This window comes from Candidatus Marithrix sp. Canyon 246, from assembly GCF_001723685.1.
In the GTDB taxonomy this organism is placed as follows: domain Bacteria; phylum Pseudomonadota; class Gammaproteobacteria; order Beggiatoales; family Beggiatoaceae; genus Marithrix.
This window is the reverse complement of record NZ_MCBX01000004.1, coordinates 1-24,840: the sequence shown is the minus strand read 5'-3', so window position 1 is coordinate 24,840 and position 24,840 is coordinate 1. Positions and strand designations below refer to the sequence as shown.

Genomic DNA, 24,840 nt, shown 5'->3' with positions numbered 1-24,840 from the left:
ATTAAATTTTCATAAAGCATTAAGTATGCCATTACTTCCAGCCAAATTGTAAAGAGTTAAATTCTAATGAAAATATATAAGCAAGATTAATAATTGGAATTGCTTGATTTTCCCGATAAAAACAAGATAAGCAAAAAGGTTTCCAGTATTGCAGTTCGCTTGGTAACTCGCACATTTGATCATCACTAACATTAATACTTTGTGGTATGCTCGCACAATTGATTCCTGCATATTTGACAGGTTTTTTAGCATCATCCTGATACAATGCAATACCTACTACATCATCTCTAATTGACTTTTTGCCTATTAATAAATAGGATATATCAAGCAACGGCAAGATACGATCTTGAAACACTAAAACTTGATTACAATATTTTGGTGTACAAGGTATTTCAAATATTTTTGGTGACATTAAAATTTGCCACATTTCATTATATCCAACCGCAGCTTGTAAGCCATAACCAAAATCTAACAGCCAAGCTTTACTAGTAGTCATAATTTTAATAAATATTTTACTAAAGTTTTACCTTTACAAACGCAAGCAATTTGATCTTTATATGTAACTAAATGTGTAATTGGGGATTTAGATAATCTCATCACAGGTGATAATTCTTGAATCTCAGTTTCATCAATTTTTATTTTTTCTACTTCTTCACATAAAAGTGCCACCATTGTACTTTTAAATAACACTATAAATTTACATTGATTAGAATTTTGTATTAATAAATCTTTATTTAAATTAAAAACCATTGCTTCTAATCCATATTGAGTAAAAGTACTAATAGTTTCTACTAATTCAATATCACTTTGAGGTACTAATAAATATCTATCATCAAATTTTAATATCAGATATATATTATTCAATAGCATTCTCAATCATATCTAATAAATCCTTATCATTATATGGTTTAGTAAAATAATGATCAATACCAACTAATTTTGCTTGCTCTCTATGTTTTTCTGTGGTACGTGATGTAATCATAAAAATAGGTATATTTTTAGTTTCTTTATGAGCGCGAATATATTTGCTTAGTTCTAAACCATTCATACGTGGCATTTCCATATCAACTAACATTATGGTTGGCATAGTATTTTTAATTATTTCAATAGCTTCAATTCCATCTTTTGCTAATACAGTATCAAATCCTGCTTTTTCCATTGTAAGTGATAATGATTTTCTAACGCTTAGAGAATCATCCACAATCATCACACGTGGTGTTATTATGGTAGAAGATTGAGTCATAGTTTGATTCTTATGATCTGTAGTATAAGATGCTGATAAAGAACTACGTAATAATTCTGGTAAATCTAGTAAAGGTACAATAGAACCATTACCTAGAATCGCAGCACCGGTAACGCCGTGAATGTTATTTACATATTTACCCATTCTTTTCATAACTAAATCTTGAGTGTCTAAGACTTCATCCACAAGTACAGCTGTAATTCCAGTTTCTTCACGTACTAAAATAATTGGATATTTTTCTGCTTGTTCGAGAACTGCTTTATCTCTTGATATATTTAATAAATTAGCTAAATCTCTCAGTGCATAAATCTCTTTTTCTAATCTAAAATGTATTTGTTCACCGATGTGTTGGAATGTTCCTACATTAGGTGCTATTGCTAATTCTAAAAAATTACTAGGAATAGCAAAATGTTGATTAGCAACACGTACTAATAATACATGTACTGTAACCAAGGTCATAGGTAGTTTCATTGAAATGGTTGTACCTTTACCGGTTTCAGAACTTAAATCTAGTGTTCCTTTCATTTCACGTATATTAGTATGTACTACATCCATACCAATACCGCGCCCAGACATTTGTGTAACGTCAGATTTAGTTGAAAAACCCGACATTAATATTAAACGCGCTAATTCTTGTTCAGTCAGTTCTTGATGTTGAGTAATTAAACCCCGTTCTAGTGCAGTTGCATGAATTTTAGGGTAATTCAATCCTTGACCATCATCTTGACATTTAACAACAATATTATTGCCTTCATGATAAAAACTTAATTTAATTAATCCTGTAGCAGATTTTCCTGATTTATGACGCTGTTCAGGAATTTCTATTCCATGATCAATGGCGTTACGTAATATATGTTGTAATGGATCGGCTAAATTATTTAAGATGTCGCTATCTATTAAAATCTCTGTGCCAATAACTTCTAGTTCTACTTCTTTACCGGTTGTACGACTAGTTTGTCGAATATTACGCTTTAATTTGGTAATCAGATTTTTAACTGGCACCATGCGAGTTGTCATCAGATTGGTTTGGAAGTCTTTATTTAGTCGTTCTTGTTCTATGACTATAGATTCTAAATCATCTAATTCCTCATAAATAGTTTGCGTTAATTCACGATTATCAGCAATAGATTCAATAAAACCATGTGTTATAGAATGCAATTCATTATATGCTTCAAATTCTAAAGGGTCAAAACCTTCTATATTTTCAATTTTATTAATATTATGGAAGACATTAGTTATGCAACGTACATCTACTAGATGTTCTAACTCGAAACTTTTTTTTTGAATCTGTGAATTTTGTTCTGTTAATCTATGAGTATTTAGTAGAACATGCTTTAATCTTTCTTGAATTTGTTTAGTTGATATAGATAGTTCACCAACTAAGCGCATTAATTCATCAATAGTCTTAGTGCGAACTCTTAAAACTGGTTGAGCTTCTTCCGTTACAGGTGTAGAAGAAACAGTAGCAACGGGAGTAGGGGTACTGGAAACTGAAGGTGCTTCTATGTTGCCCTTATCAATATTATTAGCCCAGTCTAATAATGTTTGTAATACATTTAATGCTAGTTGTGGTTGTTCCTGATTTTGACCTAATAAAGTCTCAACCATTAATGCTAAACAATCGCCTGCTTCTACTAAAGTGTCTGTTAAATTTTTAGGTGGTTTAGTGTTATGTTCTGTAAAATATACTAAAATATCTTCTAAATTATGAGCAATATTAGCAATACCTTTGATTCCAATAATATTAGAAGAACCTTTTAGTGTATGTGCTAGACGTTGAGCGCGTCTAATTTCATCAAGATTATAATTGTCAATTATAAATTGGATACTTTCAGAAAAATCTACTGTTAATTGAGGTGTTTCTTCTAAATAAGCTTCTAATAGTTCTTGATTTATATCTGACGGAATAGTTAAAGAAACGTCATCTGGAACCGCTTTGGTTTGACGTTTTACTATAGTTTGTTCTTCAAGTTCTTGAATTACGAGTGATTTTGTTAATTGATTTAATAAAGTATAAGCGTCATCATCAGTTAATGGATGAATCCATGTAGCATCACGCAAATAATTCACCAGTTCGATGATATTATCCGTAGGTGCTGTAAAATAATCTAATACAAACTTAGGCCATTTTTCTAATAGACTTGTAACTTGTTTTGTCTCTGCAACAGTAGCATCCTGCAAAAAGCTAACATTAGAAATAATAAACAAACAAATACTTTGTAAACCTTTCATTTCTAACATTTCTGCTGCTATATAGATGCGTTGCATTAATTCAGTATATTCATCTATTGAATCCAGAGCTTGTTGTAAATCACTTTGAATTGATTCAATTTCTTGACTAAGTGCTTCTATAACTTCAGTGCTACCTAATGAAATATCTTTAATTTCTTCTGGAATTTTTAATGGCTGAAGATCATTATGAGTTTTTTCTTCTGAGACCAGCAATTTTAATAAATAACTAGCGGCTTCTGATTCCAAAGGCATTGGCCATGCGGTCTCTTGCATAAAAGCAATTAATTCAGACGCATTGCTTGATTGTAAATATTCCAATACCTTTAATGGCCATTGTTCAAAATAATGCAGTGCTTTTGTAGTATCATCTGCAATTAGAAAGGCCATTAAATTATCATTAATAAATGTACAAACATCAAGCAATCCATTGAGACCAGCTAACTCAGCTACATCCCAAATTTCTTGTACTTTATTAGTATATTCTTCAATTGCTTCTAAAAATTCTGGGCTATCATTAGCCATAGATAAACATTTCTCAAGGGCAACAGTTAATCCTTCACTCGATTCAATAATCTGTTGACACACGATCTCCAATATATCTTTTTCCATTGTCAAGCTTATTGTTTACTGATAGGTAATTTAAATACACGAATTGATTGCATTAATTGTTGAGAATAATTAACTAAACTATTAGTTTGCATAGTTTGCTCTTCCAATTCTCTTGCTGTTTCTTGTGTACTATCTTGAATGTTTTTTGCTCGTTCGTATAATTCATTACTAACTTGCGCTTGCTGCCTAGAAGCCATTGCTATTTGTTCTACAACTTCTACTAAATTAGAAGTGGTTTTTTGGGTATCAGTCATTTGTTCACCAGCGCGTTCGGTTAATTGTGATCCTTCTACAACTAAACCAATACTTTTATCCATAGTAGCAATGGTATCATTGGTTTCCATTTGAATATTTTTCACCAAGGCTGAGATTTGCGATGTTGCATTACGAGAACTTTCTGCTAAACGTTGTACTTCTTCAGCAACTACAGAGAAACCACGCCCAGCATCTCCGGCAGCGGCGGCTTGCATACTGGCATTTAACGCTAGTACATGAGTACGTTCTGCAATATTATTGATGAGGTCAACAATACTACTAATTTCTTGAGAACGTTCTCCTAAACGTTTAATGCGTTTTTCAGTTTCATGAATTGTTTCTCTGATTTCTCCCATACCTTTAACACTGCTATTAACGGTTTCTAATGCGGTTTGAGTAGTCTGAGTGGCTTTATTAGCAATTTCATTACATGATTGTGCTACTTCAGCAATTTTATTCATAACTTCAGCAGCGGCTGAAAGTTCGTTCATAGTCACATTAACTTCTTTCCGTTCTTTTTCTGCAACTATAGATACTTTATCACCTTGTTTTTTAACCTGTACAGATGCTGATTCTACATATTCAGTAATAGTACGTACTTTAAGTAAAACTTTACTCATTTCCGATGCCATTTGATTAATAGCATCTGCCAAAGGTCCAGTAACATCTTCAGTAACAGGCACTTGAACCGTGAGATCGCGTTGTAAACTCAATTGATGAGATGCTTGTAATAATTTAATTATTGAGTTGTTTAATTGTTCATTTTCTTCTTCTGCTCTAGCCAAAGCCATTAGACGATCATCTAATAAACCATTAAAGGCTGCGCTTAATGTTTCTAATTCATCACCGGTTTTAATATGACTACGAGCTTTAAAATCACCTTTTGCAACTTTATTAACTGTAGATGCCATATGGCTAATTGGTTTTACTACAATACGACCAAAAAAGTAAAAACCTGCAACTCCACCAACCAACAAAATTACTAAAGCAATAGGAATTGCTCCAAGATAAATTTTAGCTGTTAAGGCTTCTAAACGTGCTAATGATTCTTCTTCTTGTAAATTAGAAAAAATCGCCCATTGTAATCCCTGTACATTGATAGGAGCAAAAGCTGATAATACAAATTCTCCACGATAATCTTCATAAAGATCAAAACCAGTAACACCAGCAAAAGCGGCACGAGTTCCGGGATTATCAACTCTTTGTAAAGCCACGGTTGTATCTTTGAGCTTGATGTTATCAATTGTTGTCTCTGTTAATTCTGCTTGTTGAGCTGCAACTAAATAGGCTTTTTTATCTTCAACTAACATGCGACTATCATTGCGCATAGTGCCATCAGTAGCAACAATATAGGTTTCTCCAGTTTTACCAAATTCATCAAATCGCCATACACGATGATTGGTCATAATATCATTGATATTATTAATAGATAATTGAAATATTAAGATTCCAATTTTTTGTTTTTCATCATAAATTGGTGTAGCAATAAATGCGGCTGAACTATTATATAAAGGTAAATACTTGGTAAAATCTGTTATAGCAATACTTCCCTGAGTATGAGAAGGCTTATTTGCTTGTTCAAAAACTTGAGCTAAACCAGTTTTAGCATATGGTCCATTTTTGAGGGAAGTCGCAAAATCTAATTGTTTTAATACTGAATAGACAACTTCGCCGCTATTGTTGACTAAAAACACATCTTCAAAACCAAAACGTCTTTGAATACTATGTATATAAGAATGATATTTACGATGTATCTGTGTATAACTAGAATTATCAGATGCAGCTAATAATTCTTCTTTGGTACCTAGAGGATTCGGATTATTTGCAATATAATGATATTGTAAGGCAATCTGATGATCTGTTAACTGATTAATCACTTCTAACATATCAGGCACATCATTCGCATTTAAGGCATTGAATTCATTTATAAAGTCATTTATATAATATTGTTTTAATGCTGATTTATATTTATTAATATTGATTAAGTCTTGACTTTTATAGTAGTATTTTTTAAATTTACGCATAGCATTTACAGTGGTTCTAAGTTCTGCGTAAACTTGTATTTGATTAAATACCAAATTGAAATATTCTTCAATTTGAGTTTTCTTAGCATCTCGCAAGGAGGTAATATGATTTCTAGCATTTTCAGTTAATGCTTGTCTGCCTAAGGTATCAGCAATTTCACTAGTGACAATAGCCGTAATTAAAACTGGAATCACTGCTAATAAAGCTGATCCAATAAACATCTTTTGTCGAAGAGTCATGTTGTTAATTTACTCGCAAGATATTGAAAAAAACCTAAATGATCAAATTGTAACCAAATTTGACCATTTTGATCATAGCCATTATTCATATATGGTTGAAGAATAGCTGGTAATGGTGGAAGATGAGTGAGTTGTTCGCTTTTGACAAAATTTAAGTGTGTTGGCAGACTATGAATCACAATTGCTCCTGCTGTCTCATTTTCTCCTAAAATTACTAACATTGGTTTTTTAACTTTTGCATGTTCAAAGTCTAATAATTTATACAAGTCAAATACTGGTATTAAATTACCACGTAAATTCATTAAACCTATAAACCAATTAGCAGTAAATGGAATTGGAGAAATAGATAACATTTCTGATAATTCACTCATGGTTTTGTTTGCAATCACAAAGCCTAAATTACCAATTAAAAAACCTAATCTCCGTGAAACTTCTTCAGTTGGAATAGATTCATCAGTTTGATGTAAAAAGGAACGGTTTAAAGCTTGACTAGGAGCTAACATATACAAAATTTTGTAAATGTTTGCCGCTAAAATGTAATAAAGCTGGTGTACGCCCGGGATAAGAAATCCATTTAATAAATGGTTTATTATTTGTTAATTTATGACGTTCAACAAAATAACGTAAATGGCGCATAGACTTTCTAATTTTATTATTACGAATTGCCGCAAGTGCTTTAATTGCTGTGTCATTTAAAGGTGTAGTGATTAATTGTGCTTCATAAGCTTCGCGAGATAAATGAGCTAAACTTGCTAAAACATCTAAAGTTGCGCCCTTTTTATGAGCTTGTAATCTATTCATAATAGAAAACCATACTTTTAATAGAGCTTGTCCAAATTGAGGAAACTTATTTAAAGTTTCGCGATGTATTAGCACCACATCAAATATTTCTTGGTGGATTTTATGAGTATCAAATAATATTTTTGCTCCAAAATTATTAGTTAATTTGTATAATTTAGGATTATGAGTTACAATTCCATTAACAGTGTTATCAGAAATATATTTTTCAAGTTTCATAACTTTAGTTGTTTTGACGCTATCAAAAGCTATTTGGTTTCTAATTAAATAACGATCTAGGAGATAATTAGATGTCAAATCATGATTTAATATAAAGTTTTTATTCTGATTATTTGATGATGTTACTATTGCATGATTACCCATACTATGATTAGTAATCAAAATTACATCTGCTGGAATATTAGATTTCACAATTTTAGCAACAGCATCAATATTAGATATTACAATTGCATCAACTTCTTTATTGATAAATTTATCTATGGTTGCATCATAATTTGCTGAGATAAATCGTATATCAATGTTATCTTGTTTAAATAAGCCTTCTTCATTAGCTAAATGCCAAGGCATCGAAGCAATCTGAGGGGCAACTGCAAAACTAAATCTAAGTTGTTTGTTATCATTTTTTTCTTCAGTTGCGAAATCGCAACCGTATAAAAATAAACTGATTAATATTATACGAAACATAATTTAATTTAAATTAGGTAAATATTCATTAATAACTTCTTTAAGCTGTTCTTGCTCAACTGGTTTGGTTAAATAAAGGTTTGCGCCTGCCATTGTTCCTTTGATTTTATCAAAGTAGGAACCTTTGCCTGTCAACATAATAATAGGAATATGTTTAGCTTCTTTATTAGCTTTAATTTCCTTACAGACTTTATAACCATCAATTCCCGGTAATACTAAGTCTAAAAAGATAATGTCGCATAAACTACCTTCTATATACTCCAATGCTTCTTCACCTGTTTCAGCAAATTCAATTTCTATACCATATTGCCCTAATAATAAATCCATAGATTTACGCACTGCAAGACTGTCATCAACAACTAATGCTTTGACACCAAAATTTTGCTTATGGTTTTTTACTGCACTAAATAAAGTGGCATTTGTTTCTTCTAATATTTCTTCATCATCAATCACAACCCCGGGGATGTATTGATAAACATCCATAACCATCTTATCCAGCGTTTCTAATACTCGTTTTAATGTTAATGGGCGACGTAAGTAAACTTCAGTAGAGTCTGCTGCTTCTGGTGTTGTTTTAGTAACAAAAACGACGGGAATCTGGCTATTATTACTACTAAAATTACGCCATTCTGTTACAGCATCTTCATCGTCATGATCCACAAGAGCGATATCAGATGTATCTCTTTCAGTTGGGTTTACAATCTGATATTTGCGACTATTTGATGCGGCTAGCTTAAAAATACTAGCTAATGTACTTTGTTCATTAGCTGCTAAACCAAATATGCCTATTTTAAATATTTTATCCATCGATATTATTTCCCTTTATTATGAGTTAGACCATACAACAGCGTAATTCAAAATTAATATCTTGCTGAGTTTGCAAGGGTCGTTCCTCTACTGTGTTAGTTTCAAAAAAACGAATGGTAAATCGTTGTTTTCCACCGCTAATTTCTGGATAACAAGCATGTACAATTGGCATTAATACTTGAATTATATGGTAATTAGTATTGGTAGGTGAATCTAATTTTGATTGAAAAAGTCCACCAGCTGCAATTTCTGGTGTAGTCATAGCATTACTGCGAATTAAGTATAAATTTAAATCAATTGCGTCACGTAATGGTTCTAATGGTTCTAACCAATGAGCTAAGTCATCTTGTCGTCGTTTAGGATACTTTTGTAACCAATGATAATAAGCTGGTAAATCACTGCTAGATGTACCACCCGCAATATTACGACGTTGTTTAATAACACTAATTAATTTATGTTGTAATATTTTTTCTCCTAGAACTTCACCAGCTTCATTTAGCCTATCTATAAGTATTCCAGTTTTATTGATTAATTTATTTAATCGTTCATTATCAACATCTGGTAAACTTTGCCATTGTTCTAATATTTGTATGTGATATTCTAAATCTTTAATTAGTTCTGCTTTAAAATCAATACGACTGGTTAAATCTAAGATTTCAATAATACTATTAATAACGGCGCGACTATCCCATTCAGATGGTCCTTTTAACCGATACATAATATGTTCAAATAGATATTCTAGTCGTAATAGAATTCTAATGCGTTCATTTAATGGGTGTTCATAAAGGATTTTTTTTTTCATGTTTTGGAGTAATCCTTATGTAAAGCTAAGACTTTTGATTTTAATTGCTCTAAGCTAATGTCATTCAAAATTACATCATCTGCTATAGCAAGTCGCGCTTCTCTAGTTGTTTGGCTCATAAGTATTTGTTCAATTTGATTGGAGCTAATACCATTACGATCTATAATCCTTTGACGCTGCAAGTCAATTGGGCAATCAATTACAAGAATATGATCTACTAGTTTAATTTGATTAGTTTCTATTAATAAGGGTATGCTTAATATACAATAAGCTGTTTTTATTTTAGCAGCTTTTGCTAACATAAGTTGTTGAATGCTAGGATGTAAAATTTTTTCTAAGCGATGGCGCTGTTCAGTATCTGAGAAAATTATTTTAGCTAATTTTGCTCGATTCAGACGACCATCTGCTTGTAGTATTTTAACACCAAAAGTTTGGACGATGAGTTTAAATGCTGTAGTTTCAGGTTCTGTTAGAGAACGTGAAATCACATCAGCATCTATAATCGGTACTCCTAATTGAGCAAATAAATTAGAAACCGTAGTTTTTCCACTTGCAATTCCGCCCGTAAGTCCAATTTTTAAGCTTGGCTTATCCATATTAAATAATTGTGAGTAATTATATCACCCCATAATAAAGTTATCCAACCTGCTGCGGCTAAATATGGACCAAAAGCAATAGGTATATTTTTATCTTTGCCATAATAAAATATTAATACACTACCAACTGTTGCTGCAACTAGTGAGCCTATTAAGATTATAGGTAGTAAAGCTTGCCATCCTAACCAAGCTCCTAACATCGCGAGTAATTTAAAATCGCCATAACCTAAGCCATCTTTAGCGGTTATTAATTTGTAAATCCAATAGACTGTCCATAGCGATAAATAACCTATTATTGCTCCTATGACGCTGGATTCAATATCTGTATATAAACCAAATAAGTTACATATTATTCCTAACCATAAAAAGCTTATGGTGATATTATCAGGTAATATTTGATGTTTTATGTCAATGCCACTAGCGGCTATTAATGCCCAAGTAAGTGTTAATGCTGCTAATAAAGTCCAATTAAATCCAAAATGCCATGCTGTAATCATGGCTAAGATTGCACTTATTGCTTCAACTAATGGGTAACTAAAATGAATTTTTTTATCGCAAAATGTACATTTAGCTCGTTGCCAAAGATAACTAATAAGGGGAATATTTTCTAATATTGTTAGTTGATGTTGACAGTGTGGGCAATGTGAACGTGGAAGACTTAGGTTAAAAACCTTGCTAACCTTGGTTTGATCAATTTGTAATAATTCTGCACATTCTTGTCGCCAATTACGCTCTATAACTATAGGCAAACGATAAATAACTACATTCAGAAAACTACCAATTACCAGTCCGAATATTCCTGCAATTATGATTAAAGTCATTGTTTTAAAAAGTTTTCTAGTAAGGCATGACCCTGTTTAGTTAAGATGGACTCTGGATGAAATTGTACGCCCATTATAGCTAATGTTTTGTGTTGAATACCCATAATTTCTTGGGTTTTAGTCGAAGCAGTAATTTCTAAACAATCTGGTAATGAAGTTGGTTCAATCACTAGTGAATGATAACGTGTGGCTTCAAATGGATCGGGTAAATTTTTAAATACGCTAGTATTATTATGATAAATTGCTGAAGTTTTACCGTGCATAATTTGTTGGGCTTGAACAATTTTACCACCAAAAGCTTGTCCAATGCTTTGATGTCCAAGACATACTCCTAATAGTGGTATTTTGCCAGCAAAGTGTTTAATAACGGCAATAGAAATTCCAGCTTGATCAGGTGTACAGGGTCCGGGTGATATAACTATATGTGTTGGCGCAAGTTGTTCTATTTGTTCTATATTTATCTTATCGTTACGAAAAACTTGTACCTCTGCGCCTAATTCACCAAAATATTGTACTAGATTATAGGTGAAAGAATCATAATTATCTATCATTAATAACATTTATATTTCCTTTTGTGTGAAACCAGCGGCTGCCATTGCTACTGCTTTAAATATTGCACGCCCCTTGTTCATACTTTCTTCCCATTCTGTTGCGGGTACAGAATCTGCTACAATACCGGCACCTGCTTGAATATATAATTTATTGTCTTTAATGATTGCGGTACGGATAGCAATTGCGGTATCCATATCAGAATGCCAAGATAGATAACCAATCGCGCCTCCATAAATTCCGCGTTTAATTGGTTCTAATTCATCTATAATTTCCATAGCTCGTATTTTAGGAGCGCCGCTGAGTGTTCCGGCTGGTAAGGTGGCTTTTAAAACATCTATAGTTGTTAATGATGGTTTTAAGTGACCGATTACATTAGAAACAATGTGCATGACATGAGAATATCGTTCTATTCCCATATTTTCAGTTAATTCGACACTGCCTATTTCAGATACTCTGCCAACATCATTTCTACCTAAATCAATTAACATTAAATGTTCAGCGCATTCTTTAGGATCGGCAAGTAAATCTTTTTCTAAGGCTAAATCTTGTTCTTCATTGGCACCACGGGGGCGGGTTCCTGCTATGGGGCGAACTGTTAATTTTTGTTCTTCTAAACGTACTAAGATTTCTGGTGATGAGCCAACTATATGAAAATCATCTAAATTTAGATAATACATATAAGGTGAAGGGTTTATACAACGTAAAGCTCGATATATATCTAGGGGTGGAAGTTCACAATCAATTGATAAGCGTTGTGATAATACCACTTGCATAATATCGCCTTGAACAATGTATTCTTTTGCACGAATAACGGCTTGTTCAAACTGTTCACGTTTAAATTCTGATTTAAAATCAGTTTCATTAATGGTGCTAGTTTTTGTAGATTGAAAAGTTAATGTGTCTCTTAAACGCGCAACTAAGGCATCTAAATTTTGTTCAGCAGTAGATAAGGCGTTTTCTTGATTTGGATCAGCATGAACTATAAGATATAATTTACCTTTCAGATTATCAAAAATTACTAACTCATCAGACAGCATTAATAAAATATCTGGAGTATTTAACGGATCGGTTAGTGAAGTTTTTGCCAGACGCTGCTCGGTATAACGTACTGTATCATATGCAAAATAACCTACTAAACCACCGTTAAAAGTTGGTAATTCAGCTAATTTTGGAACACGAAAACTTTGTTTAAACTCCTCAATCCATTGCAATGGATCAGGCGTGTGCGTATCCTCAATAATAGAACCATCTTTATAAACCTTAACTTGATGATTATACACCTGCACTATGGTATTAGCAGGCAAACCTATTATGGAATAACGCCCCCATTTTTCTCCACCTTGTACAGATTCTAATAAATAAGAATATGCCTTATCTTGGGTTAATTTTAAATAGGCACTAACAGGCGTATCTAAATCAGCTAATACTTCGCGTTTGATGGGGATACGGTTATAGCCTAATTTGGCTAATTGAGAAAATTTTTCTGGTGTCATTAGTTTTTTTCGGTGGGTTTCGCTTCGCTCTACCCACCCTACATCTATTTTTCACAGTAGGGTGGGTAGAGCGAAGCGAAACCCACCAATTTTTTAAATGCTACTTTTCAAATACAGAAGATAAGTCTATAAATGAATCAATTACGGCATCAGGTTTTGCAAGATTAATATCTTGCCCATGATTGTAACCATAACTGACACATACCACACTAAATCCAGCGGCACGCCCTGCTTGAACATCATTTATAGAATCGCCTAAAATTAGAGAATTCTTGGGTTTTATTTTACACTTTTTAGCTGCATGTAACAATGGTAATGGGTCTGGTTTTTTCTTTGGCAGACTATCACCACTGAGTATTATTCGAAAATAATGATGTAAATCTAATGATTCCAATAAAGGAATAGTAAATTTCTCGTCTTTATTAGTAATACAAATTAATACAGCACCTTGTGATTTTAACCAATTTAAACCTTTGCGTACACCGGGATATACTCTGCTATAACGCGCATTGCATTCAGTATAGAATATATCAAACAACTGCATTGCTGATTTAAATAATTCAGGATCTGGTTCACCGTCTAGTTGATCAAGTAAAGCTCGTTTAACTAATCGTTCTACTCCATTACCTACCCAGTTCCGAACTTTCTCTTCACCTCGTTCTGGTAAATCAAGTTGCTTCATCATAGCATCAACTGCATAGGCTAAGTCTGGAACACTATCAATTAAAGTTCCATCTAAATCAACTAAAACTAATTCTGGGATTGTTAATGGCATTATTTTACCTTAGCTAACTCTGAACGCATTGCGTCAATTGTGGATTTATAATCATCAGTATTAAAAATGGCAGAACCTGCAACAAAGGTATCTGCACCAGCTTCTGCGATTTCACCAATATTATCAATTTTTACACCACCATCAATTTCTAAGCGAATATCACGCCCACTGTCATCAATGATTTTACGTGCTTCACGTAATTTATTTAAGGTTTCTGGAATAAAAGATTGTCCACCAAAACCGGGATTTACTGACATTAATAAAATCATATCAACTTTATCCATGACATGCTTGAGATAATCTAGTGGTGTACTTGGATTAAATACTAATCCTGATTTACAGCCATTTTCACGAATTAATTGTAAAGTTCTATCAATATGTTCACTGGCTTCAGGGTGAAAAGTAATATAACTAGCACCTGCTTTTGCAAAGTCAGGAATGATACGATCCACTGGTTTGACCATTAAATGTACATCAATGGGTGCTGTGATACCATGCTTTACTAGAGCTTCACAGATTAATGGTCCAATTGTGAGATTGGGTACATAATGGTTATCCATGACATCAAAATGAACAATATCAGCACCGCTAGCTAAGACATTAGTGACTTCGTCACCTAAACGCGCAAAGTCTGCTGATAAAATAGATGGTGCAATTTTAAATTCTTGCATTATAAATAACTCCTAGATTGTAATTATAAGTGGTTAATGTATTATACATTATCAACTGTTTCAAGCATAATCTAATATTTATCTTGACTCAAAACTAATAATATTGTAAATTACGGGGTTTTTTTTGGAAGATAAAATGCGATTATTCATAAGTTTATTCTTGTTGACATTTTTTGTATCTAGTTTAGCTAGCCCAGTGAAATTGCTGGATATGCAAATTTTGCAGCCAAGCAAATATAATATGCGCTTAGTTTTTAAACTTAATTCTTCTACAACTCATAAGGTTTTTGCTTTAAGATCACCTAATCGCTTGGTTATTGATCTTACAAATACTAGTTTAATTAATAAAATACACAATAAGCATCATTTTTTTCTAAAAAATATTCGTAGTGCAATACGTAATAACAATGATTTAAGAGTGGTTTTAGATTTAACAACACGAGTGCGTAGTAAGAGTTTTTTTAAGGGAAATAATTTAATTATAGACTTAAATAAATGGGGTACTAAATCAAGAGATATTATCACTACTGACTATAATCAAGCTCCTCTTCCTCCTCTTCCTAAAGCTAAACGTGAATTTGTGATTGCAATTGATGCAGGGCATGGTGGCAAGGATCCCGGTGCTACTGGTTGGAATGGTACTCAGGAAAAAAAGGTGGTTTTAGCTATAGCAAAAGAGTTAGAACGTTTAGTTGCTAAAGAGGCTGGTATGCGCCCAGTTATGATTCGTGATGGTGATTATTTTGTTAAATTACATAAGCGGCTTGAATTAGCGCGGCAATATAAGGCTGATTTATTTGTTTCTATTCATGCTGATGCCTATCCTGATAATCATAAAGTGCAAGGTTCATCAGTTTTTATGCTTTCGCAAGAAGGTGCTAGTAGTGAAGCAGCTAGATGGTTAGCAGAGAAAGAAAATGCGGTGGATTTAATTGCTGGGATTAATTTACATGATAAGGATAATTTATTAGCCGAAATTTTATTAAATTTATCTCAAGTAGGTACCTTAAAAGATAGTGCGAATTTGGGTGAAAATGTATTAAAACATTTATCTAAGGTGGGTAAAGTGCATTCTAGTCGATTACAAAGGGCAAATTTTGTGGTTTTACGTTCTCCAGATATTGCTTCTATTTTAGTGGAAACTGCATTTTTATCGAATCCAGCAGAAGAACGAAAAATTAATAGTCCATATTATCGTCGTCGTATTGCGACTGCAATTATGTTAGGTATTCGTGAATATTTTGCTAATGATAAATTAATATAAGCAATATATCCAAAATAAATATCGCATGATTTCACGATTTTTTGTTGCTTTTTCTATATCGTCAATATGCTCAACTATTGGTTTATCATATAACAAAAATAAGTACAACGAATTACGTGGATAAACAAATTATTTAAATTAAACTTTATTAGTTTATCCACGTAATTCGCTGTACTTAATATTATGTAAATATTCATAGATTATATATTGCCACTAATAATAAGCAAATTTACTATAAATGCTAATAAAATTGTAATGTTATTGCAAATGAATAATAAAAATAATAGTGTCAATTAGAGAATCTAAAATTTCATGCTTCACCATTTAATGTTTTGAGAAATTCAATTAGTTCATTTTGTTCTTTTGCAGTTAAATTCATTGAAAATTTGATTCATTATTTTGTAATTGATCAGCAAATTTGTCAAAAGAAGAATTTTTTGAAATAATGGTTTCTTCATAGCTTGCAATGGATTTCCCTATATTGACCCAACGCTTATCAAAAAATAGTTGTTTACCAAATTTGATAGCTTTAGGATTGCCAGAAACAGGATTACTTGGATCAGCTTGAGTCTAGTCTCTAAAAACCTGACAGGTTTTTAAAACCTGTCAGGTTTGATTGTTATTGACAAAGGTTTTTATCAATAGGTACATTATTTGTGATTTTTAATACACCATTTTTTTGTGTAGTTGCTGTATCTAAAGTTACTTCATAGCAATCTGGTGCTACTGATATGGTTTTTCCTCCGGGTAACACTGCTACTTTAGGAATTGCTAGGCTCGGAATACAAAATTTATGTTGAGCTGCTGAGTATGCTGGGAAGCTTGTTCCAGCTACGTCGCTTGTTAGTGTGGCTCCAATTTGTGCAGCGGCGCATACTGGAATGGTAATATTTTGAGAATTGCCGCCGGGTATTATTGATACTACACTTACACTGGTTACATTGCCTAATGCGTCAATTGTTTCCATTGGAATACGAACATCTTTAAAGCCGGGAAGTATGTCTAATTTGAAACTATTGGTTCCATCATCATAGAATCCTATAGGTGCTTCAAATAAGGCGTATTCTCCAATTGGTTCGTCTGTTAGCGGATCATATAATTCAATCATAAATTTCTCAAATGTAATCTCGCCTGATTTGGTCAGATCATTTGCTATTGCGTTGTATGTTGCTGATGGTGCTGCTTCTAATCCAGTTAAACTTGCACTTAAACAACCTGCTATTGCTATAGATAGTACTTTATTTTTAATGTTCATTTTTGATGCTCCAGTTATTGACAATTATTTGTAGGAATCTTTCTAATTTGTTTGATTTTTAATATATCGTTTTGTGTGGTTGACATATCCATTGTTATTTCTTGGCATTCTTGTCTTAGTTGAATGTTATTACCATCTGGTAAATTAACCACATTAGCTATTTTAATATTAGGAATACATAAAGTTTCTTGTATTCTTGAAAAGGCTGGCAGACTATTATTGTTTTGACCAATTTTCGCGGCTGAACATACTGGATATTTAAATCCTTCTGTTGAGGCTACTCGATTAGGAATAATAGATATTATTTGAACTTGTGCCATATTAGTTAAGGCATTTATTGTCGTTTGTGGAATACGAACATCATTAAATCCCGGCAATACTTCTAATGTGAAATTGCTTCCTGCTGGTGCAGAAAATATTGCATATTCTCCTGTAGGTTTGTCTGTAAGTGGTTGATATAATTCCATCATAAATTTATTGAAAGTAATATCACCTGCTTTTTCTGGGTTCTTATTACTAATTATGTAAATCGCTGATGCAGTTTGTGAAGGATTGCTTGTTGCTGTATTGCTGTTAATTACTACTGGTGTTGTTGTAGCTGTTGTGGTGTTATCACCTGCTATAGCAATTTGAACTTCACCATGTGTTACTCCTGAATTACCAGCTATGGCAACCTTAATAGCTCCTGCTGTAAAGTTATTTCCAATATTCATAACATTTCTACCACTAAAGGTAATTTCTGATGGAGAATCATTAGATGTTGCTGTTATTAGGAAAGTTACTGTTGTATCACCTAATGTGAAATTTTGGGCTTCACTGAAGCTGATGCCATTAGTTCCTGATATGCTTGGAGCTGTTTCCCAATTAGTACCATTTGGTAAGGTAAATGTAATGGTTTTATTGAGTTGTAGTAAGCCTGCTACTGTTTCTTTAATAGTAACGCGCCCAATATTAACCTTGTTTTGACCTATTTGATAAGTAGGAATTAGTTCATCAGCAGTATTTCCAGTGCCTGTACCCACTGGTTTGTCAATAATAGTAAAGGTTTTTGCTATATCAGTTCCTAATACCGCACCATTACCGGGATTTAACAATTTAAATGTAATCGTTTCATTTGGTTCATTTTGAGTATCATTTTTAATTACAAATGGACGACGTGGACTATTATCGCCATCAGCCCAATTTAATGTACCAGTTAAACATCCTCCCATAGTTAATTCATAATCATCAGGGCATGAAGCTGTACCACCTGTAATTTCAATATCTACAGAAACTGCGCCACTGTTACTACCATTACGAACTATTTCAACACCTGCTATTCCAATATTTTCTAAATCACTTGGAGTACCAGATATATTAAATATACCATCACCCGGAGGCACTTTACCTTCACCTGTTAGGCTAATACCAATTTTATAAGGAGCGCATGGCGCGTTAGCATTATCACTTTCAATAGTAAGCTCTAAAATGGCTGTTAATGCTCCTGCTTGTTTAGGTTCAAATACTATATTTAGTGACTTTTGTTGACCAGTATTAAAAAGAGTAGTGGATACTGAAGTTACAAGATTGAAACTATTAGAATGAGAACCGACCATTTGAGCATTGATAATTCGCACACCATCTGCACTTATATTGGTAATTTGTACTGTTTGTTGTGGTGATGATTGATTAACTGTTTGCTCTGTAAAGCTTAGAGATAATGGAAAATCAACTGGTAAATCAACTAAAGCTTGTAGAAAAGCAGTAATATCATTTATCATATTGTCATTTAAACCCGGGGCACCACCAATTTTACCGGCTGCGGGTGAAGTGATAAATTCACTTGAATCATAAAATTTTACAGCGTCTCGTAGCGTTGCCGCTGAACCATCATGAAACCAAGGGCGGGTCATGCAAGTACCTAATAATGAAGAAATATTAAATTTTCTACTATTAGCAGGTGTATCTGGTGCTTGTTCAGTTGGTAAACCATCTGTAGTATTAATAGCTTGCTTGGCAACCCCAGTATTAAAATCTTCATTTACACCTTCCTGAGTATTAAATTCGCCACTAGCATGTGCTAATACATCACCACTATGGCAAACAGAACATTTGGCAACACCTTCAAAGAAATCGCGACCACGTTTTTGAGCTGCTGTAGTTGCTAATTTATCTAAATCACGTTGGCTGGAGACAGCTACTTGTTTCATAAAAACGTCCATTGCATCTAATTCTGCTTGCAATGGTTCTCTAAAATCGCTGCCAAATTGACGTTGTAAAGTTCTAGGAAAATGCTGTTTAACTGCTCCTGCTGCAAAATCTTGCAAGGTATTAGCACCACCAAAGGGTGGACTCCAACCAAATGGTCCAGTTTCTCCGACATTAAGAAGATGTGGAGAATTTCGCATAAATTCAGGCTTATCTGTACCATTAACATTTTCTAAAATTAAAGCGCGTTTAATTCCACTGGGATTTTGACCTTTCATTAAAGTAGGATTTTCTAATTGATTCAATCCACCAGCAGTAAATTGACTGATTGAACCAGTATTACCATTACTATCTGTGACAGTACCATTTAAATTACTACCACCATAAATAAGATAAGTATCATTGGTACCAGAAAGTATTTTTGCAGTATTACTATTGCTATCAGTTATAATTCCTCGCAAATCGCTAGGTTGAGATTTAGCACTTAATTGCAGAGTATTAAGATTAAATTCAGCAATAAATAATGGATCAGTGGCAGGTAAAGCATCAATTTGTTCAGGATTTAGACCCAAATGCGGCTTAATATGACAAGTATTACAGGTGCGACCATTACCCTCAAAGGTTTCCCTCATAAATACATTATGACCCTGTTCCTTAATGCTTGATTCAGTTAGAGTTATTTCTCCATCATGATTTTCTAAAAAATCATGATCATTTCCGACTTGTGTAGTTGCAGGTGTAGGATTATCTAATTGAAAATCAGCATTATTATGACTTCCATGATTATGAAAATTTTGAAAACGGGATAAACTACGTGCGCCTAAAATTGGTAATGAAGTTAAACCACCATAAGAAAGGCATAGATTTACTCCAAAGTGACCGGGATTATCAGAATTTCCTTGAAAACAAACCTTACCAGTAATAGGTATAATTTCACGAGGCATAATAAAATCAGGTGTAGGTGCGCCCGGCAAATCAGCAAATGCTTGAGTTGCAATAAGTATAATGTGTTCAGACTGAGTTACATTAGGATTACTAGGGAAAACAAAACGACCAGTTTGCTGATCATTGGCATTAAAAAACACCAACATAGTTCTACCTACTGATTCACTCCCTTGTGGACCCCATAAATGTTGTCCTAAAGGAACAGACATTTCAACAAATTGCACATTAGAATCACCATTTAATCCTGCCATTATTTCATTTATACTAACAATATGATTAGTTGCAAAAGCCTGATAGTGTATGATGGCTATCAAGAATATAAGTATCTGTCGTTTTCTCATAATAACTTGTCCTTTCTTTTTGTATTGGTAAACATTGAAATTAGACTACATATTTTATAGACGGACAGATGAGAATTTTTCGCCAAAAAAAGTTTTACTAAATTTTATTTATAGAAATCATGAAAAATACAAATAGATTTGAATTTCAAAAAACCATGCTAGAAAAAGGTGCTGATGAATTACAGCGGCATATAAGTCGCTTGGATGAAATTTTGTCCAAAATCAAGGCAGGCTGCATCACAGTTTGGATTGCCCTCATAGGTTGGGCATTTAGTAGTAATAATACAGAGATGGTTTCTTTGGGAGCTATTGTGATTATTGGTTTTTGGTTGTTGGAGGGTTTTTTTAGAGGTTTACAGGCTCGATATTTAGCCGCTTCAGCGAAACTGACTGAATTTTTAAATGATAAAACAGCCCTTGATAACAGCTTTGAATCCTTAGAATTTCCAGCCAATGTTGTTTATCCAATGACATTTTCTGAATCAGAATCGACTAAATTTAGAATGTATTGGCGTGGTTTATCCGCTTTATCTACTAGTGTTTTTTATCTGTTTTTGGTGTTTGTTAATTATTTGTTGTGGGTGTTTTGATGCAATTAAACCTGACAGGTATATCCACATAGCGTGGCAAATTGTCTTGAAAAGGTAATATCCCTTACATTATTTAATTCAGAAAAAATGGAAACTTTGTTGCTTTTTCTATATCGTCAATATCATCTAAATATGACAATAATTAGCTTTTAAGTAGGTACGCAAAAGTTTATTAACAAAAATAAGTACAACGAATTACGTGGATAAACTAATAAAGTTTAATTTAAATAATTTGTTTATCCACGTAATTCGCTGTACTTAATATTATGTAAATATGTTAAAAGATTTATATGTACCGACATAAAAATTTAGGAGTTATGATATGAATCAAGATATAAGATGGATACAACGTTTTTCTAATTACAAAAAAGCATTAGCTCAATTAGAAGCAGCGGTAAAAATTAGTATAGAACGACAATTATCTGATTTAGAAAATCAAGGTATGATACAAGGTTTTGAATATACCCATGAATTAGCGTGGAACACTCTAAAAGATTATTTAGCATATCAGGGTAATAATAGTATTAAAGGTTCAAGAGATGCTACCAGAGAAGCATTTAAAGTTGAACTCATTTATGATGGTGAAGCTTGGATGGATATGATCAAAAGTCGAAATCAATCTTCCCATACTTACAATGAAGATACAGCACATGATATAGTAACAGCGATTATAAATACTTATTACCCCTTATTTACTGAATTACAAACAGTAATGCAAAGCTTAATGCAAAAAGAAATAGATGAAAATGAAATTTGGATTAAAAGAACAGACAATAAATAAAATTATTAAAGTTTTTCAGTCTTTTCCTGAGATAGAACAAGTTATATTATATGGTTCACGAGCAAAAGGTACAAATAAACATGGTTCTGATATTGATTTAACTATTAAAGGCAAAAATTTGAATTTACAATTAATTAATAAAATTAATCTTGAACTAGATGATTTATTATTACCTTACACATTTGATGTTTCTATATATAATCAAATAGACAATTCAGATTTACTTGAACATATTAAACGAGTTGGAAAAGAGTTTTATCATTGTGGTTGCCATTAAAATATTGAGTTAAGTTCACAAGGTTTTTCTAATTATAGATTGCTTTGCTCCATTAGGATATGTTATTCTGTTACTTGAATATTACCAATATCATCAATGTCAATTTTAAATTCTTTTAAAGCCATTTGTAATGCTTCAGGTACTTGTATAGCCGGTGGTGCAAATACATCAATTTCTAATTAGGAGATACATCAGCAGCTAATTTTACATCTTGTGTGAGAATCACATTTGTCAGTAAAGCGCGATCTTTTTTATTAATTATCACACCTTCACTCTTAATATTACCACTTATTATTCCTCCAATAATAACCGCTTCTGTTGTTATTGTAATATCAGATGGTTTATCATCATTATTTATTATCCAAGTATAACTGGATATAAGACTCAAAATTAGCTTCTAATTCTGTTTGTGTATATCCACATAGCGTGGCTTGTTGCTTTTTCTATATCGTCAATATGCTCAATTATTGGTTTATCATATTTAGCGGCAATATCATCTAAATATGACAATAATTAGCTTTTAAGTAGGTACGCAAAAGTTTATTAACAAAAATAAGTACAACGAATTACGTGGATAAACTAATAAAGTTTAATTTAAATAATTTGTTTATCCACGTAATTCGCTGTACTTAATATTATGTAAATATGTTAAAAGATTTATATGTACCGACATAAATAGTTCATCATTAGTATTAGATATTAGATTGAAATCAATAATAATAATTGGATAAGATTGCCAGTCAATCTGATCATAGATATATAAACCCTGAAAAAGTTGTTGATTGCCTGAAAAAGATTTGCCGAATCTGCGAGGGCGAGAGAGAAAAAAATATTCTCCTGATTCAATTAATTCAGCAATCTGTTGAGTTTTATCAACATATAGATAGTTGCCTTTTATAATCTTAGAAAATGTTTGAATGCCTATGGGTAATTTTTTCATGTTTTATGCCTTTTCAATTTTATAACCAATTTCTTTCCCTAAAACCCCCACACCAAGATAAACACGCTTACGTAAATTATTTAAAAAGCGTTCTCCATAATTTTTGTCTTTGATTTGCGCAATAGCTTTATTAGTCAAATTATCCATTTTAGTGCCTTTTTCAGCATATTTGAATTCAATCAAATAAATCTTGTTCTCAAATTCCAATACGCCGTCAATACGCCCCTTATCTGTTAATATTTCTAAATCAATCTCAACACCCATTAACACTGCTACCATATAAAATAAAGAATGATAATAAGCTTCCTTCTTGATATGTAAGTTGTATGGAATTTTGGCAAATAAGGCACGGATTATATTTATAAAACCTTCAATATCATCATTTTCTAAACAATCAAGTAAATCTTCTGCCGCTGGTTGAATATCTCCTAAATCATTTTTAGTAAAATTACTAAATAGAAAAGTCATAAAAGCTTGTTTTACTTCAAAATTAGGATAATTTAATATATATTGAATTGTTCTGGATTTTTGATTGATTTCACTTATAGTCAAATAACCAGTTTGAAATAAAAGTGCGAATATATTTAGATTTTCAAGATTGTAACTATCAAACAGAATTTCAGACACTTTTTTATTTTCAAATTCGGTGGTATCAAGTTCTGTTTTTTTGATTAGCTTCATTAAAAAAGTTGGAGTGCCAGTTGCAAACCAATAATTACTAAAGCGTTGATCCATAAATAAATTAAGAATTGAGAACGGATTATACATTTTATCTTTAGCATTCCATGAATAGCCATTATACCAAGTCTTAATTTTAGTTAGTAAAACTGGTTTTTTGATTTCTAAAACAGTGCCAAGATTTTGAATATAAGACTCAAAATTAGTTTCTAATTCTATTTGTGTATATCCACACAATGTGGCAAATTGTCTTGAAAATGTAATATCCCTTACATTATTTAATTCAGAAAAAATCGAAACACGAGAAAATTTAGAGACACCAGTAAGGAATACAAAGCGTAGAAATGGATCAGAAGATTTCAAAATACCAAAAAAATCTCGCACTATTTCACGATTTTTTATTGCTTTTTCTATATCATCAATATGCTCAACTATTGGTTTATCATATTCATCTATTAAAATTACAACTTTTTTCTGAGTCTTTTCTGAGATTTTTTCTATTAATTCTCCAAATTTATCCTTAATAAATATATCAGATAGTTTAATGTCATATTTAGCGGCAGCCTTATCTAAAAATGATAATAATGATGTTTTAAAGACTTCGTCATTCGTGTATGAAATTTTATTGAAATCAATAATAATAACTGGATAAGATTGCCAGTCAATCTGATCATAAATATATAAGCCTTGAAAAAGTTGTTGATTGCCTGAAAATATTTCTGCTAATGTTGAAATTAGTAAAGATTTGCCGAATCTGCGAGGGCGAGATAGAAATAAATATTTACCTCCTTGCAATAATTCAGTAATTTCTTTAGTCTTATCTACATATAAATAATCTTCTGTGATTATTTCTGAAAATGTTTGAATGCCTATGGGTAATTTTTTCATGTTTTATGCCTTTTCAATTTTATAACCAATTTCTTTCCCTAAAACCCCCACACCAAGATAAACACGCTTACGTAAATTATTTAAAAAGCGTT

At 32.3% G+C, this 24,840-nt stretch carries 23 protein-coding genes; 4 read left to right on the top strand and 19 right to left on the bottom strand.

Annotated features, from left to right (window positions below; genetic code table 11):
* Positions 1-31: 31 nt before the first annotated feature.
* The 14 genes from BHU68_RS03765 to rpe form a co-directional block, all read right to left on the bottom strand.
* Positions 32-496 carry a hypothetical protein gene (locus BHU68_RS03765; RefSeq protein ID WP_069471091.1) on the bottom strand — a complete coding sequence of 155 codons (465 nt, stop codon included), beginning with the start codon at positions 494-496 and terminating at the stop codon, positions 32-34.
* Positions 493-864 carry a hypothetical protein gene (locus BHU68_RS03760; protein ID WP_141698799.1) on the bottom strand — a complete coding sequence of 124 codons (372 nt, stop codon included), beginning with the start codon at positions 862-864 and terminating at the stop codon, positions 493-495. Before BHU68_RS03760 ends, BHU68_RS03765 begins: the two co-directional genes overlap by 4 nt.
* Positions 857-4,084: a hybrid sensor histidine kinase/response regulator gene (locus BHU68_RS03755; protein WP_083234156.1), complete on the bottom strand. Its 3,228-nt coding sequence runs from the start codon at positions 4,082-4,084 to the stop codon at positions 857-859. The genes BHU68_RS03760 and BHU68_RS03755 overlap by 8 nt, the downstream gene beginning before the upstream one ends.
* Positions 4,085-4,092: 8 nt before the next feature.
* Entirely contained in the window at positions 4,093-6,603 is a 2,511-nt protein-coding gene (locus BHU68_RS03750) for a methyl-accepting chemotaxis protein (protein WP_069471094.1), read from the bottom strand.
* Entirely contained in the window at positions 6,600-7,106 is a 507-nt protein-coding gene (locus BHU68_RS03745; RefSeq protein ID WP_069471095.1) for a chemotaxis protein CheW, read from the bottom strand. Before BHU68_RS03745 ends, BHU68_RS03750 begins: the two co-directional genes overlap by 4 nt.
* On the bottom strand, positions 7,093-8,085 hold the full coding sequence (locus tag BHU68_RS03740) for an ABC transporter substrate-binding protein (protein ID WP_069471096.1): 993 nt from the start codon (positions 8,083-8,085) through the stop codon (positions 7,093-7,095). The genes BHU68_RS03745 and BHU68_RS03740 overlap by 14 nt, the downstream gene beginning before the upstream one ends.
* A gap of 3 nt (positions 8,086-8,088) precedes the next feature.
* Positions 8,089-8,892 carry a response regulator gene (locus BHU68_RS16255; protein ID WP_083234157.1) on the bottom strand — a complete coding sequence of 268 codons (804 nt, stop codon included), beginning with the start codon at positions 8,890-8,892 and terminating at the stop codon, positions 8,089-8,091.
* 25 nt (positions 8,893-8,917) lie between these two features.
* Complete coding sequence (gene zapD, locus BHU68_RS03730; protein ID WP_069471097.1) at positions 8,918-9,694, bottom strand: cell division protein ZapD; 777 nt, start codon at positions 9,692-9,694, stop codon at positions 8,918-8,920.
* Positions 9,691-10,290, bottom strand: a complete 600-nt coding sequence (gene coaE, locus BHU68_RS03725; RefSeq protein ID WP_069471098.1) for a dephospho-CoA kinase — start codon at positions 10,288-10,290, stop codon at positions 9,691-9,693. Before coaE ends, zapD begins: the two co-directional genes overlap by 4 nt.
* Positions 10,272-11,111: a prepilin peptidase gene (locus tag BHU68_RS03720; RefSeq protein ID WP_069471099.1), complete on the bottom strand. Its 840-nt coding sequence runs from the start codon at positions 11,109-11,111 to the stop codon at positions 10,272-10,274. Before BHU68_RS03720 ends, coaE begins: the two co-directional genes overlap by 19 nt.
* On the bottom strand, positions 11,108-11,671 hold the full coding sequence (locus BHU68_RS03715; RefSeq protein ID WP_069471100.1) for an anthranilate synthase component II: 564 nt from the start codon (positions 11,669-11,671) through the stop codon (positions 11,108-11,110). The genes BHU68_RS03720 and BHU68_RS03715 overlap by 4 nt, the downstream gene beginning before the upstream one ends.
* Positions 11,672-13,156 carry an anthranilate synthase component I gene (trpE, locus tag BHU68_RS03710; protein WP_069471101.1) on the bottom strand — a complete coding sequence of 495 codons (1,485 nt, stop codon included), beginning with the start codon at positions 13,154-13,156 and terminating at the stop codon, positions 11,672-11,674.
* A gap of 100 nt (positions 13,157-13,256) precedes the next feature.
* Complete coding sequence (locus BHU68_RS03705; RefSeq protein ID WP_069471102.1) at positions 13,257-13,931, bottom strand: phosphoglycolate phosphatase; 675 nt, start codon at positions 13,929-13,931, stop codon at positions 13,257-13,259.
* On the bottom strand, positions 13,931-14,602 hold the full coding sequence (rpe, locus tag BHU68_RS03700) for a ribulose-phosphate 3-epimerase (protein WP_069471103.1): 672 nt from the start codon (positions 14,600-14,602) through the stop codon (positions 13,931-13,933). Before rpe ends, BHU68_RS03705 begins: the two co-directional genes overlap by 1 nt.
* Before the next feature lie 136 nt (positions 14,603-14,738).
* Between rpe and BHU68_RS03695 the strand changes: the two genes are divergently transcribed.
* Positions 14,739-15,866 (top strand): N-acetylmuramoyl-L-alanine amidase, encoded by a 1,128-nt coding sequence (locus BHU68_RS03695; protein WP_069471104.1) that lies wholly within the window; start codon positions 14,739-14,741, stop codon positions 15,864-15,866.
* A 619-nt stretch (positions 15,867-16,485) separates the two neighbouring features.
* Here BHU68_RS03695 and BHU68_RS03690 read toward each other — a convergent pair.
* Together BHU68_RS03690 and BHU68_RS03685 are read right to left on the bottom strand one after the other, a co-directional pair.
* Positions 16,486-17,121, bottom strand: coding sequence for a hypothetical protein (locus BHU68_RS03690; RefSeq protein ID WP_069471105.1), 636 nt, complete (start codon positions 17,119-17,121; stop codon positions 16,486-16,488).
* Between the two features lie 14 nt (positions 17,122-17,135).
* Positions 17,136-20,594: a Calx-beta domain-containing protein gene (locus BHU68_RS03685; RefSeq protein ID WP_069471106.1), complete on the bottom strand. Its 3,459-nt coding sequence runs from the start codon at positions 20,592-20,594 to the stop codon at positions 17,136-17,138.
* 119 nt (positions 20,595-20,713) lie between these two features.
* Here BHU68_RS03685 and BHU68_RS03680 point away from each other — a divergent pair, with 119 nt between their 5' ends.
* The 3 genes from BHU68_RS03680 (at position 20,714) to BHU68_RS03670 (ending at position 22,242) form a co-directional block, all read left to right on the top strand.
* The gene (locus BHU68_RS03680) at positions 20,714-21,184 is read left to right on the top strand and encodes a hypothetical protein (RefSeq protein WP_069471107.1); all 471 of its coding nucleotides are present in this window, start codon (positions 20,714-20,716) and stop codon (positions 21,182-21,184) included.
* Between the two features lie 322 nt (positions 21,185-21,506).
* Complete coding sequence (locus BHU68_RS03675; protein ID WP_069471108.1) at positions 21,507-21,965, top strand: nucleotidyltransferase substrate binding protein; 459 nt, start codon at positions 21,507-21,509, stop codon at positions 21,963-21,965.
* Positions 21,925-22,242 (top strand): nucleotidyltransferase domain-containing protein, encoded by a 318-nt coding sequence (locus BHU68_RS03670; protein WP_069471109.1) that lies wholly within the window; start codon positions 21,925-21,927, stop codon positions 22,240-22,242. The genes BHU68_RS03675 and BHU68_RS03670 overlap by 41 nt, the downstream gene beginning before the upstream one ends.
* Before the next feature lie 175 nt (positions 22,243-22,417).
* Here the strand turns inward: BHU68_RS03670 and BHU68_RS03665 are convergent, their stop codons facing one another.
* The 3 genes from BHU68_RS03665 to BHU68_RS03655 form a co-directional block, all read right to left on the bottom strand.
* The gene (locus BHU68_RS03665) at positions 22,418-22,630 is read right to left on the bottom strand and encodes a hypothetical protein (protein ID WP_069471110.1); all 213 of its coding nucleotides are present in this window, start codon (positions 22,628-22,630) and stop codon (positions 22,418-22,420) included.
* 219 nt (positions 22,631-22,849) lie between these two features.
* Positions 22,850-23,182 carry an AAA family ATPase gene (locus tag BHU68_RS03660; protein WP_069471111.1) on the bottom strand — a complete coding sequence of 111 codons (333 nt, stop codon included), beginning with the start codon at positions 23,180-23,182 and terminating at the stop codon, positions 22,850-22,852.
* A gap of 3 nt (positions 23,183-23,185) precedes the next feature.
* Positions 23,186-24,748 (bottom strand): ATP-binding protein, encoded by a 1,563-nt coding sequence (locus tag BHU68_RS03655; protein WP_069470217.1) that lies wholly within the window; start codon positions 24,746-24,748, stop codon positions 23,186-23,188.
* Between the last annotated feature and the right edge of the window lie 92 nt (positions 24,749-24,840).